Below are 12,407 nucleotides of genomic sequence, written 5' to 3' on the forward strand. Positions count from 1 at the left end.
AGGGGAGGAAAGCGATGGCGCGTGGATGGAAAATCGGCCTGGCCGTAGCGGCGGCCGTCGTGGTCGCGGCGGCCGGCGTCTGGGCCTTCCGGGGCCAGATCGCGGTGGCGGCGATGGAGCGCACCTTCGACAAGGCGATGGCCCCCGATTTCTATTCGGACCTGCCGGACGGCCTGCACGTCGGGCTGTGCGGCTCGGGCTCGCCGATGCCGGATCCCGGACGGGCCGGGCCCTGCACGGTGGTGCTGGCCGGCCGCCAGCTGTTCGTCATCGACGCGGGGGCGGGGGGCACGAAGAACCTCGCCCTGATGAACCTGCCGCCGGGCAGGGTCGATGCGGTGCTGCTGACCCACCTGCACTCCGACCACATCGACGACCTGGGCGAGCTGATGCTGCAGCGCTGGGCCGGCGGCGGGCGCACCGCGCCGGTTCCGGTCTACGGCCCACTGGGCGTCGACAAGGTCGTGGCGGGGTTCCAGGACGCCTATCTGATCGACCGCGGGTTCCGCATCGCCCACCACGGTGAAAAGGTCACCCCGCCGAGCGGGTTCGGCGGGACGGCCCATCCGTTCGAGGCGCCGCGCAACGGACCGGACGTGGTGCTGATCGAGACCCCGGACCTGAAGGTCACCGCCTTCCCGGTCGAGCATGCGCCGGTGGAGCCGGCGGTCGGCTACAAGTTCGTCTACAAGGGCCGCAGCGTGGTGATCAGCGGCGACACCTCGGTCTCGGCGCGGGTCGAGGCGGCCGCCAAGGACGCCGACGTTCTGGTGCATGAAGCGCTGGCCCCCAACCTGGTCGCCATTCAGAACCGGGCCGCCGCCGAGCACGGGCGCACGAACCTGACGGCCATCACCCACGATATCCTGTCGTATCACACGGCTCCGGAGGACGCGGCGCGGATCGCCGAGCGCGCGGGCGCGCGCTATCTGCTGCTGACCCACATCATCCCGCCTCTGCCGATCCGGGCGCTGGAAGGGCCGTTCCTGGGCGACTCCCGCAAGGTCTATTCCGGCCAACTGCGGGTCGGGCACGACGGCGACCTGATCAGCCTGCCGGCCGGGAGCGACGAGATCGGCTACACTAATCGCCTGGCGATCTTCCAATAGGAGGAGTTCGAGATGAAGGACCCCATTGCGCTCTCCGGCGCGCCCGGTTCGCCCTATACCCGCAAGATGCTGGCGGTGCTGCGCTACCGGCGCATTCCCTACCGCTTCCTGCCGGCGTCGGGTCCGGCGCTCGCCGGCCTGCCGCAGCCGAAGGTCTCGCTGCTGCCGACCTTCTACCTGCCCGACAAGAACGGCGAGCTGGCGGCGGTGACCGACTCCAGCCCGATCATCCGCCGGCTGGAGCGCGAGCATGGCGGCCGCAGCCTGATCCCCGACGACCCGGCCCTGGCCTTCCTCGACGAGCTGATCGAGGACTATGCCGACGAGTGGCTGACCAAGGCCATGTTCCACTACCGCTGGGCCTATGAGGCCGACATCGCCAAGGCGGCGGCGATCCTGCCGTGCTGGCGCGGCTTCTGCGTGCCCGACGAGGAGTTGGCTGCGCGCGGCCGGCATTTCGCCGAGCGCCAGATCGGCCGCCTGCGCTATGTCGGCTCCAACTCGGTCACCGGGCCGCTGATCGAGGCGAGCTATCAGCGGTTCCTGGCGGCGTTCGAGGCGCACCTGCGCCACTGGCCCTATCTGCTCGGCCGCCGGCCGGGAGCGGGGGACTTCGCGGTGTTCGGACAGCTGACCCAGCTGGCGGCCTTCGATCCGACGCCCATGGCCCTGACCCTGCGCGCCGCGCCGCGCGTCGCCGCCTGGGTCGGGCTGATGGAAGACCTGTCGGGCCTGGAGCCGGACCAGGAGGACTGGATCGACCCCGCCGCGCCGCCGCCGACCTTGGCGCCCTTGCTGGCCGAAATCGGACGCGGCTACGTCCCGGTGATGCTCGCCAACGCGCAGGCGGTGATGGCCGGCGCGGCCGAGGTCGAGGCGAGCGTCGAGGGGCGGCCGTGGAGCCAGCAACCGTTCCCCTATCAGGCCAAATGCCTGCGTTGGCTGCGCGAGTCTCACGGCAAGCTCGACGTCGAGGCGCGCGATTTGGTCGACGCCCTGCTGGCCGGGACGGGCTGCGAAACACTGTTCACCCCTGGAGCTTGACCCCCGCAGGCCTTAGTCAGGGCGCAAAGAGACTGCGGGGACGGCGCGCTTGAGTCAGGAACGGTCGGCGGACGGACGGCGGCGGCGGGGCGAGGACAACCGCGCCCGGATCGTTGCGGCCATGCTGGAGATCATCCAGGAGGGCGAGGTGTCGCCCAGCGCCGAGCAGGTCGCCGAGCGCGCCGACGTCGGCCTGCGCACCGTATTCCGGCACTTCAGCGACATGGACAGCCTCTATTCGGAGATGTCTGAGGCGATCGAGCAGATGATGCAGGCCGCGGTCGACCGGCCGTTCAAGTCGGCTGATCCGCGTGAGCGCGTCGTCGAACTGGTCGCCCGGCGCGCGGCGGTGTTCGAGAAGATCGCCCCGTTCAAGCGCGCTTCGGACGTCCTCCGTCACCGCTCTCGGTTCCTCGAGGCCGGCAGCGAACGGCTAGTGGCGGCGCTGCGCATGATCCTGGTGCGTGAACTGCCGCCGCAGGTCGACCCACTGACGGTCGAGACCCTCGACCTGCTGCTGAGTTGGGAAAGCTGGGCGAGGCTGCGGCGCGAGCAGGGGCTCAGCCCCGCCCGCGCGCGCCAGGTTCTGGAGGCCTCGGTTCGGAGGCTGCTCGCCTAGGGGCGCGATCGCTCGGCCAGGAACACGCGGATGTCGGCGGCCAACAGCTGGGCGCTGTCGTCGCCGAGGTAGGGCATGTGTCCGGACGGATAGACCTTCATGGTCAGCCGCTCGCGCGCTAGGCCCGAGTGGCGCGCCACGTTCTCGAGCGCGCCGAAGGTGGTGACGAGGTCGTAGTAGCCCGAGCCGGTGAACACCCCGAGCGAGGGGTTGCGACGCATGGCGGTGGCGAGGTCTTCGGCATAGTTGCGCGGGCCAGGGCCCCAGTTCCAGCGCGAATTGACCTCGGTGAAGGCGATCGCCTGGTAGGTCGAGGGGGCGCGAACCTTCAGCTCCCGCTCGACATAGTCGTTGATGCCGGCGACGAAGGACGGCGTGTACTGGCCCATGGCCGGGTCGTCGGCGACCGGATCGCCGGCGCTGGCGGCCAGCGGCAGGGTGTAGCGGCCGTCATAGGCGCCGATCTGCAGGCCCTGGTCCTTCAGCAGCAGCTCGCCGAACTTCGACAGCGAAATGCGCAGGTCGGCGTCCAGCCAGGTCCGGGCCGAAAGCCCGGTCAGGGCGGCGAGCCCCTCGGCGACCTTGGCCTTGTCGGCGGCGGGCAGGTCCTCGCCCGCATAGAGGGCCGGCAGATAGACCTCGCGGGCGAACTTGCGGGCGGCCTCGGCGGCGCCTTCGGCCGAGCTCGCGGCGGCCTTGCCGTGGACCCAGGCGGTGGCGGCCATGGTCGGCAGGCTGGCCAGCGCGGCGCGATCGTCGCCGGCCCCGCCGCCGCGGTTCATGTCGAACGACGGGCCCAGGATGATGACGCCGTTGAGGGTGGTCGCGCCCAGCGCGCCGGCCGGCGACATCGGGCCGCCCATCAGGTTGGTCGCCACGACCGAGGCGCGGACCGTGCCGTAGCTTTCGCCCATCAGGAACTTCGGCGAGTTCCAGCGGCCGTTGGCGGTCAGCCAGCCCTGGATGAACTCGCTGGTGGCGCGCGCGTCCTGGGTGACGCCGTAGAAGTCCTCGGCCCGGCCGCCGGGCAGCAAGCGGCTGTAGCCGGTGCCGATCGGATCGATGAACACCAGGTCGGCGACGTCCAGCAGCGAGTACGGATTGTTCTCCAGCGCGAAGGGCGGGACGGTCGGCGGCTTGACCGGGTCGGCCATGGCGATGCGGCGCGGGCCCAGCATGCCCATGTGCAGCCACACTGAGGACGAGCCCGGCCCGCCGTTGAACACGAACACGACCGGGCGGTCGGTCTTCGCGCCCTTGGCCACATAGGAGAAGCTGAACAGGCTGGCCGCCGGCTGGCCGTTGGCGCCCTTCAGGATCGTCTCCTGCAGCGTCGTGCGGTAGGCGACCTTCTTGCCCATGAAGACGCCGGCGTGGTCGCTGGCGTAGGCCCGCGGCGCGGCGATCGCCGCTGCGGGGTCGGGGGCGGCCAGCGACGGCGGCGCGACGGCGGCGAGCAGCAGGGCGGCGGCGCCCGCCGAAATCAGATGGCGCATTGATTGTCCGGCACTTGAGGAACGCGGGCCCAGCGGTAGCCGTCCTGGGCCTGGCCGCGGGGCAGGTAGGTGATGGCGAGGTCGCGGCCTTCGCGGCGGATCTTCAGGGTGATGGTCTGCTCGGGCTTGGCCTGGACGGCGTCCAGCACTACCGCTTCGGTGACCTCGTCGCCGTCGCGGACGCCGGCGGCGGCGGCCTGAGACCCGGCGACCAGGCCCTTCACGATCCGCGGGCTGGCGGTCAGCGAGGCGCTGTCAAAGCCGAGCTCGAATGCGCGGAAGCTGGCGGCCTCGCGCTTGAAACAGGGACCATAGGCGTCCGACGGCGGGACTAGCAGCTTGCCGGCCATCATGGCGGCGTGCTCGGCGCGGACCTGCGGCCCGAGTTCGGCCGCGACGAGTTCCAGCCAGGCCTCGGTGTCGTATGACTGGCTGGCGGCGCGGCGAGCCAGCATCGCCTTGACCAGGTCGTCCAGCCGGCGCTTTCCGCCCGACTTGGCGCGCACCTGCGCGTCGACCATGGCCATGTAGAAGGCCCCGCGGTCGTAGGGCAGCTTGCGCACGCGGGTGTCGCTCCAGAACTTGGCGGCGATCCCCTCGGCCGTGGCGGTGTTGACCGGATTGCCGTAGTAGCTCTGCGCCCGCTCGTTGATCTGGGTCAGGAAATCTTCGGTGGAAATGAGGCCCGCGCGCCAGGGGATGGTCGCCGAATAGAATTCGGCCAGCCCTTCGCCGTACCAGGAGACGACGCCGTTCGGGCCGTCCAGGCCGCCCGGCCAGTTGTGAACGATCTCATGGGCCAGGTGATGGCGCATGCCCTCGACGGTCGGGGCCGGTTCGTCGCCGAAGCCCGACATGAACGAGTTGATCAGCCCGGCGCCGCCGGTCCCGGGATAGGGATTGTGGCGGAAGAACACGCGGTAGGGCTTGTCGGACTCGCCGAAGAAGGTGGCGATTGCGATGCGGGCCTTCTCGGTCCAGCTGGCCACCGCCGGTACGTCGAACGGCGGAGTTCCCAGCCAGTAGATCGCGAACGGCTGGCCGCTCGAGGCCTCCGGATAGCTCCTCAGCGGACCGGCCATGTAGAATGTGTTCGCGAGCAGCTCGACCGGGCCGACCAGCTTCAGCGGGCCTTCGCCCAGGCTCTGGGCGCCGCGCGAGCCTGTAGGCATGGCGGCCAGGTCCCAGTCGAGGCTCAGGCTGTAGGGCTTGCCGGTGTCGGGGAGCGCCAGGAAGGTCACGCCCGCGCCGTTCAGGCCGCCGGCCTCGGGCCGCAGGTCGAACGGCGGGCCCGAGCCGAGCTTGGGCCGGAAGGCCTCGGCCGCAGCCTCGTAGCGGACGCTCACGTCGCCCTCGGTGGCGCGGGCGACCTGCCAGCGGCGGAAATACATGAAGTTGGACGGGTCGACCGGGTCGTCCTTCTGGACCAGCGGGACCGGGCCCTTGGCGTCGACGACCTCGATCTGGGCCGCCTCGTACTGCTGGGTCTTCACCGAGGCGAAGACCATCGGCAGGCGCAGGAAAGGTTCGCCCGGCTTGGCGTTCGGGGCCTGCAGCTTCAGCGTCACTCCTACCTTGTCGACCGCGCCGGACGTCTGGTGCGGGGCGAGGGTCAGGTTCAGAGCCGGGGGCGCGGTCTGGGCGCCGGCGCTCGTCGCGAGCGCCAGGGCGGCCGCGGCGGCCAGCAGGGTCTTGGTCTTCATCAGGCGGGCGGGGTCCGTGGCAGCGCCGACAGCAGTCGGTCGACGTCGTTCATGTCATTGAACACCGCCAGCGAGACTCGGAAGCGGTTCTGCGAGACGGTCAGGCGGATGTTGGCGGCCTTCATCAGGTCGCCGAGCTTGGCGCGGGCGTCCTTGAGCGCGAAGGCGACCAGGGCGGTGCGCGAGTCCAGCGGGGTCATCGGCTGGTAGCCGCGGCCGCGCAGTTCGGTCTGGACGGCCCTGATCAGCGGCTGGCGCGCGGCCTCGATGGCCGGGACGCCGAGGTCCTTGATCAGGCCCAGCGAATAGTCGAGCTGGACGACGCCGGTCCACGAGGTCGTGCCCATGGCGAACTTGCCGGCCGCGTCGGGCGACATGCCGTAGGTGGCGGCGCCGGGGCCCGGCTCGTCATAGGGGAAGACGTGGGATTTGAAGGCGTTGACCTGGTGGTAGCCCCACCACGGCCGCTTGACCTTGTCCTGGATCTCCTTGCGGACATAGAGGAAGCCCAGGCCGAAATCGCCCATCAGCCACTTGTAGGAAGACGCCGCGGCGAAATCGACGCCGGCCGCGCGCAGGTCGATCGGGCTGATCCCGGCTGCGTGGACCATGTCGACATAGACGTAGGCGCCGTGGGCGTGGGCCAGGTCGCAGACCGCCTTCAGGTCGTGCGCGAAGCCGTTGGTGGTCGAGACCGCGCTGATCGAGACCAGCTTGGTTTGGTCGTTCACAGCGGCGGCCATCTGGCCCATGTCGATGCGGCCGTCCTTGGTCATCGGCAAGGTGACGACATCCATGCCGGCCTTGCCGAGTTCGCCATAGGTGTAGAACGAGCCGAAGAAGTGCAGGGCGTCGGTGACGATGCGCCCGCCGCTCTCGGGAATGCCCAGCGCGCGGATCACCAGGTTCTCGCCCATGGTCGTGGACTGGATCAGCGACAGCTCGTCCGGCGCAGCGCCGACCAGTTCGCCGAACTTGGCGATCATCGCCGTTTCCTTGGCCCCGACGCTGTAGTTCGATACCGTGCCGTCCTGGCTCTTGTAGCGGAGGTACTCCTCCAGCGCCGCACGCGCGCCGAGCGGCATCGGGTGGGTCGAGCCGGCGTCCAGATAGGTGAACGGCATCTTGGCGAAGGCGTCCTTGGCCGGCAGCCGGGCCGGGGCGGGGGACGCCGGGGCCGCCGCGGCGGCCGACTGGGCCATGGCGCCGCCGGCGGCGGCGGCGGCGACGAGGGCGCGGCGCGTCAGCTTCATGGTGATCTCGCACTCTTGCGGCCAGATCCGGCCGTGCTGGAAACGCTAGGCGCCAGCCGGCGGATTTTCTTGTCGTTCTCCAGGGCGAAGGTCGCCGCGGCGGCGAGGATTATGCGGTGACCGGCTCCGGCTCTGCATTAGTCATGCGCCTGCTCCGCGATCAGCGGAATTTGCGCGCCCGCATCGGGATGGCGGTGGTGCTCTTGGACTCGGTCAGGGTGACGATCGAGCGGACGTCGATAACGCCGGGCAGCTTCAGCAGGGTCGAGAAGATGAAGTCCTGATACCAGATCACGTCCGGCGCCAGGATCTTGAGCATGGCGTCCATCTCGCCGAAAACCGTATAGCATTCAAGGATTTCGGGGATGTCGTTGATGGCCTTGTGAAACTTCGCGCGGTCTTCGTCGCTCAGCGTCGTCATCTTCACCTGGGCGAAGATCTGCATCTTGAAGCCCAACTTCTCGCGGTCGACGATCACCACCTGCGCCTTGATGTAGCCCTCCTCGCGCATCCGCTGGATGCGCCGCCAGCAGGGCGACTGCGACAGGCCCACGCGCTCGGCGAGCTCGGCGGTCGAGAGCGAGGCGTCGCGCTGCATCAGCTCCAGGATTTTCATGTCGATGGCGTCGAGCTCGGCGGGCATATCTTATGTCCTTGGTTCAATATGCGCGCATAGCGGATGCGAGGATCGGCGCTGTCAAGGCCGAGTAAGGCAAGATAATCCCGAGTGGTGGAATAGGCTCACTTCACGATCAGCAACTGTCGCCGCACGGGCGGGGGGCAGCGCCTTGGGGGCGACGAAGTGAATATGCCGAGTAAGTCGCCCAAGCCTGCGGGGCCGCATACGCCGCCGCCCGAGGACTATTCAAACTGGGTGCGGACGGCGATGCGCAACATCGCGGCGACCCCGGATGCGGCGGTGCTGTTCGACTCCACGATCAAGGAACCGACCGATCTGCTGGCCCAGGTCGTGCGCGGCGCGTTCGGCGGCGAAATCACCGACCGCTACGAGAGCGTGTTCGCCAACGGCAACCGCTTCGTCGCCGCCGCGGTGGCGCAGCGCTACGGCGTGCAGCCGGCCAACGTGCTCTGCACCACAGGCGCCACCAGCGCGATGGCGATGGCGATCCGCGCCTTCGTCGAGCCGGGCGACCACGTGATCGTCGAGACCCCGTGCTTCGACCTGCTGCCGGGCCTGGCCGCGGCGGCGGGGGCGACCATCAGCTATCTGCCGCGCCGCGCGCCCGACTTCGCGATCGACACCGCCGAGCTGGAAGGCCTGATACGGCCGCAGACGCGCCTGGTGCTGCTCACCGACCTGCACAACCCGTCTGGCGCGTCGCTGGGGCAGGGGACGCTGCTGGCGCTGGCGGCCCTGGCCGGCAAGAGCGGCGTGCGTATCGTCATCGACGAGGTCTACGGCGACTTCGCCGGCCCTCACGTCGCGGCCGCCACCTACTCGCCCGAGATCATCAGCGTCGGCAGTCTGACCAAGGTTCAGGGCCTGTTCGCGTTGAAGTGCGGCTGGGCGATCGCCGCGCCCGACAAGATCGCCAGGATCCTGGCGGCGAGCGAGCAGGGCGACATGGGCGTTTCCAAGCTCTCCCACGCCGTCGCCGCGCGGGTGCTGGAGGACATGGCGCCCTTCGACGATCACTGGCGCGGCCTGCTGGCCCGCTCGCGTCCGGTGCTGGAGCGCCATGCACGCAGCATGATCGCCGAGGGGCTGCTGGCCGGCGACCTGCCGGCCCATGGCTGCATGTATTTTCCGCGGGTGGTGGGCGTCGCCGACACCCACGCCTTCGCCGAGTGGCTGTGGCGCGAGCACCACGTGATGGTCGCACCGGGCGAGTTCTACGGATTGCCCGGGCATGTGCGGATCGGCTTCGGCGGGGACGCCGAACCCCTGGACCGTGGCCTGGGCCGCTTCGCCGACGCCCTGCGACGGTACTCGCGATGACCTTGTGCGCTTCGCGTTTCGAATTCGCATCGGTCATGCGGGGCGAGGGCGGCAAGCGCATAAACAATCTGCGACGCTTTGGCGTCGGTTTGAAGAACGAAAAGAAAAACCGCGTTCCGGCGCCTAGCTTTTCCACAAGCGCCACAACGCAAAAGCGGAGTTTGCGGCCCGCCCCGAACGGGGAGCGGCGGGGCGCGTCGGAGCCGGAGGGGCTCCGTGACAACAGGGGGATATAAGATGGTTCAGTCGGTTCGCGGGCGCATGCTCGCCACCAGCATGATGGGCGGTCTGGCGATGGCCGCGGCGATGTCGGTCCAGCCGGCCTTCGCGCAGGACGAGGTGGCGGTCGAAGAGATCGTCGTCACCGGCTCGCGCATCCGTCGCGTCGAAACCGAGACCTCCGCGCCGGTCTCGGTCGTTACCGAACAGACCCTGACCGACCGCGGCGTGGTCCAGGTCGGCGACATGCTGAACCAGATCAGCTCCAACGTGCCCTCGTTCGCGATCGCGGACGGCACGGGCAACGAGGCCGGCAGCGGCCAGACCTTCCCGAACCTGTTCGGTCTGGGCGCCGGGCGGACCCTGACGCTGGTCAACGGCCGTCGCATGGTGACCACGTCGCAATCGCGCGCGGTCAGCGGCATCGACGGTCTCGGCGACCGCGTGGTCGACACCAACATCATTCCGACGGGCCTGGTCCAGCGCATCGACGTCGTCCAGGCGGGCGGCGCGGCGGTCTACGGCTCGGACGCCATCGCCGGCGTGGTCAACTACGTGCTGAAGGACAGCTTCGAGGGCCTGGAGATCGACGCCCAGTACGGCATTTCCTCGCGCGACGACTATCCGACCCAGGCCCTGCGCGTCACGGCGGGCAAGAACTTCCTGGACGGCCGCGCCAACATCGCCGCCAACGTCGAATGGTCGAAGACCGACTCCCTGCTGGACTACGACCGCCCGCGCACCAATCTCGGCCGGGTGACGGTGTCGAACCCGGCCAACCGCACGCCGACCGACGGCATTCCGGCGCTGGTCGAGAACCTGAACAGCCGCTTCGTGACCTTCAACGCCAACGGCGTGGTCTCGCGCGCCGGTCCGCCCTTCGCCAGCCAGATCGGCGCGGTCGCCGGCCAGCCGATCCAGAGCAACGCCGCGGGCGACGCCTTCATCCCCTACAGCGTCGGCACGCTGGTCAACCCGACGATCCCGCCCTTCACCAGCGGCGGCGATGGTCTGCCCTACCAGGAACTGGCGGCGCTGCAGGTCGGCATCGAGCGCTGGGTCGGCAACCTGATCGGCCACGTGGACCTTACCGATCGCGTCCGCCTGTCGGGCGAGTTCATGTACGCCAAGGTCGAGGGCCGTGACCCGTACGGCCAGCAGGCCAGCAACACGGTGCTGAACAACGCCGCGTCCGGCGCCGGCGCCATCGCCCTGTCGCGCACCAACCCGTACCTGACGCCGGCCATGAGCGCGGCGCTGGGCGCCGGCGGCCCGCCGCTGTTCCTGTCCAAGTTCTGGACGGACCTGCTGCCGACCCGTGAGAACGTCAGCACCACCAACACGACCCGTGCGGTCGTCTCGCTCGACGGCGACTTCGATTTCGCCGAGCGGAACTTCTACTGGAGCCTATCGGCCAGCCGGGCCGAAACCGATGGCGAGAGCGCCGGCTGGGGCGTGATCACCTCGCGCTTCAACAAGGCGGTCAACGCGGTCCGCAACAGCTCGGGCGCCATCGTCTGCGCGGTCAACGCCAACGCCAGCACCGCCGATGACGACGCGGCCTGCACTCCGCTGAACCCGTTCGGCGTCGGCAACGTCACCCAGGCCAACCGCTTGTACATGACCGCGCCGATCGGCCAGGACTACCTGAACACCCAGGACGACTATCTGGCGACCATCGGCGGCGACGTCTTCAACCTGCCGGCCGGCGCCGTGAAGTTCAGCGCCGCATACGAGCACCGCCGCGAGGAGGCCAAGTACACCCCGTTCATCGCCAACCAGCAGGGCATCGTCGGTTCGCAGGTGGCGACCCTCGCCACCAAGGCCGCCTACAACACCGACGAGTTCTCGGGCGAACTGCTGGTGCCGATCTTCGGCGGCGACTTCACTCTGCCGGGCGTCCGTTCGCTGGAGTTCGACGGCGCCTATCGCCGCGTGAAGCACTCGATCGCCGGCTCGGAGAACATCTGGGGCGTGGGCCTGCGCTGGGAGGTCTTCGAGGGCCTGACCATCCGCGGCTCGCGCAGCCGCAACTTCCGGGCGCCGACCCTGGACCAACTGGCCTCGCCGTCGCGCACCGACCTGTCGAACGCCGGCCAGGACCCCTGCGACGCCGACCGCATCAACTCCGGCCCGAACCCGGCGGTTCGCCGCGCCAACTGCCAGGCGCTGTTCGCCGCCAATCCGAGCTTCGGCCCGCTGGCGACGTTCCAGAACCCGTCCGAGAATTTCTCGAACACGCTGGTCACTTCCGGCGGCAACCCGAACCTGCGCAACGAGCTCTCGGACACCAAGACGATCGGCTTCATCTACCAGCCGACCTTCGCGCCGGGTCTGACCATCGTCGTCGATCGCATCGACGTGGACCTGACGGATGGCCTGTCGCCGTTCACGCCGCAGGACTTCATGGCCGCCTGCTATGACTCGGTCAGCCCCTCGGCCGAGATCTGCAGCACCTTCACGCGTGACTCGACGGGCGCCATCGCGACGGCCATGTCGACGACCTTCAACGCCGGCACGGTGGCGTTCCGGGGCGAGACCTACAACGTCAACTACCGCTTCCCGATCGGCCGCTTCTTCGATGACGCCGACTATGGCGAGCTGGAACTGGCGGTCGATGCGACCCACACCACCCGCTACGAGCAGTCGGTCACCGGCTTCGACGTGAACCGCTACGACGGCACCACCCGCCAGCCGGACTGGGTCGTCGACTTCGACGCCACCTACTCGCGCGGCCCGGTGCGGCTCTACTACTCGCTGCACTACCTGCCGGAAGCCAAGGTCAACAGCTTCGACACGATCGAGAGCACGCCGACGCCGGAGATCAAGGAAAACTACCGCCACAACATCTCGGCGCAGTACGACTTCGGCAAGTACACGGTGCGCGGCGGGATCATCAACCTGACCGACGAGCAGCCCTCGTTCCCGACCCGGAACTACGGCGACATCCTCGGGCGCCGGTACTATGTCGGCCTGAACGCGCGGTTCTAGGGCCACGCCACAC

The 12,407-nt window shown here is 69.1% G+C and carries 9 protein-coding genes; 5 read left to right on the forward strand and 4 right to left on the reverse strand.

The annotated features are described in order from the left end of the window. Window positions 1-14 precede the first annotated feature (14 nt). From O4N75_RS08320 to O4N75_RS08330, 3 genes are read left to right on the forward strand one after another with little or no spacing between them, the layout of a single operon-like run. Window positions 15-1,109 (forward strand): MBL fold metallo-hydrolase, encoded by a 1,095-nt coding sequence (locus O4N75_RS08320; RefSeq protein WP_269628886.1) that lies wholly within the window; start codon window positions 15-17, stop codon window positions 1,107-1,109. Window positions 1,110-1,121: 12 nt separating this feature from the next. Then, window positions 1,122-2,153, forward strand: coding sequence for a glutathione S-transferase family protein (locus O4N75_RS08325; protein WP_269628887.1), 1,032 nt, complete (start codon window positions 1,122-1,124; stop codon window positions 2,151-2,153). A 49-nt stretch (window positions 2,154-2,202) separates the two neighbouring features. Next, entirely contained in the window at window positions 2,203-2,772 is a 570-nt protein-coding gene (locus O4N75_RS08330; protein WP_269628888.1) for a TetR/AcrR family transcriptional regulator, read from the forward strand. Here the strand turns inward: O4N75_RS08330 and O4N75_RS08335 are convergent. The 4 genes from O4N75_RS08335 to O4N75_RS08350 all read right to left on the reverse strand — a co-directional run bounded on the left by O4N75_RS08335 (window position 2,769) and on the right by O4N75_RS08350 (window position 7,867). Then, window positions 2,769-4,268 (reverse strand): hypothetical protein, encoded by a 1,500-nt coding sequence (locus O4N75_RS08335; RefSeq protein WP_269628889.1) that lies wholly within the window; start codon window positions 4,266-4,268, stop codon window positions 2,769-2,771. The genes O4N75_RS08330 and O4N75_RS08335 overlap by 4 nt on opposite strands. Beyond that, complete coding sequence (locus O4N75_RS08340; protein ID WP_269628890.1) at window positions 4,256-5,971, reverse strand: hypothetical protein; 1,716 nt, start codon at window positions 5,969-5,971, stop codon at window positions 4,256-4,258. The genes O4N75_RS08335 and O4N75_RS08340 overlap by 13 nt, the downstream gene beginning before the upstream one ends. Next, on the reverse strand, window positions 5,971-7,224 hold the full coding sequence (locus O4N75_RS08345; protein WP_269628891.1) for an aminotransferase class V-fold PLP-dependent enzyme: 1,254 nt from the start codon (window positions 7,222-7,224) through the stop codon (window positions 5,971-5,973). Before O4N75_RS08345 ends, O4N75_RS08340 begins: the two co-directional genes overlap by 1 nt. Window positions 7,225-7,384: 160 nt before the next feature. Further along, entirely contained in the window at window positions 7,385-7,867 is a 483-nt protein-coding gene (locus O4N75_RS08350) for an Lrp/AsnC family transcriptional regulator (protein ID WP_267233244.1), read from the reverse strand. Between the two features lie 165 nt (window positions 7,868-8,032). On the opposite strand from O4N75_RS08350, the gene O4N75_RS08355 reads away from it, so the two are divergent. Together O4N75_RS08355 and O4N75_RS08360 are read left to right on the forward strand one after the other, a co-directional pair. After that, window positions 8,033-9,184, forward strand: a complete 1,152-nt coding sequence (locus O4N75_RS08355) for a pyridoxal phosphate-dependent aminotransferase (RefSeq protein WP_269628892.1) — start codon at window positions 8,033-8,035, stop codon at window positions 9,182-9,184. Window positions 9,185-9,421: 237 nt separating this feature from the next. After that, on the forward strand, window positions 9,422-12,394 hold the full coding sequence (locus tag O4N75_RS08360; protein ID WP_269628893.1) for a TonB-dependent receptor: 2,973 nt from the start codon (window positions 9,422-9,424) through the stop codon (window positions 12,392-12,394). Window positions 12,395-12,407: the final 13 nt, after the last annotated feature.

Source organism: Phenylobacterium sp. NIBR 498073 (genome assembly GCF_027286305.1).
Lineage (GTDB): Bacteria > Pseudomonadota > Alphaproteobacteria > Caulobacterales > Caulobacteraceae > Phenylobacterium.

What these genes read in the sequence shown, in the direction of transcription:
- O4N75_RS08360 (WP_269628893.1), top strand. Translation starts at nt 9,422, where the DNA reads ATGGTTCAGTCGGTTCGCGGGCGCATGCTCGCCACCAGCATGATGGGC.
- O4N75_RS08335 (WP_269628889.1), bottom strand. Translation starts at nt 4,268, where the DNA reads ATGCGCCATCTGATTTCGGCGGGCGCCGCCGCCCTGCTGCTCGCCGCC.
- O4N75_RS08325 (WP_269628887.1), top strand. Translation starts at nt 1,122, where the DNA reads ATGAAGGACCCCATTGCGCTCTCCGGCGCGCCCGGTTCGCCCTATACC.
- O4N75_RS08350 (WP_267233244.1), bottom strand. Translation starts at nt 7,867, where the DNA reads ATGCCCGCCGAGCTCGACGCCATCGACATGAAAATCCTGGAGCTGATG.
- O4N75_RS08355 (WP_269628892.1), top strand. Translation starts at nt 8,033, where the DNA reads ATGCCGAGTAAGTCGCCCAAGCCTGCGGGGCCGCATACGCCGCCGCCC.
- O4N75_RS08320 (WP_269628886.1), top strand. Translation starts at nt 15, where the DNA reads ATGGCGCGTGGATGGAAAATCGGCCTGGCCGTAGCGGCGGCCGTCGTG.
- O4N75_RS08340 (WP_269628890.1), bottom strand. Translation starts at nt 5,971, where the DNA reads ATGAAGACCAAGACCCTGCTGGCCGCCGCGGCCGCCCTGGCGCTCGCG.
- O4N75_RS08345 (WP_269628891.1), bottom strand. Translation starts at nt 7,224, where the DNA reads ATGAAGCTGACGCGCCGCGCCCTCGTCGCCGCCGCCGCCGCCGGCGGC.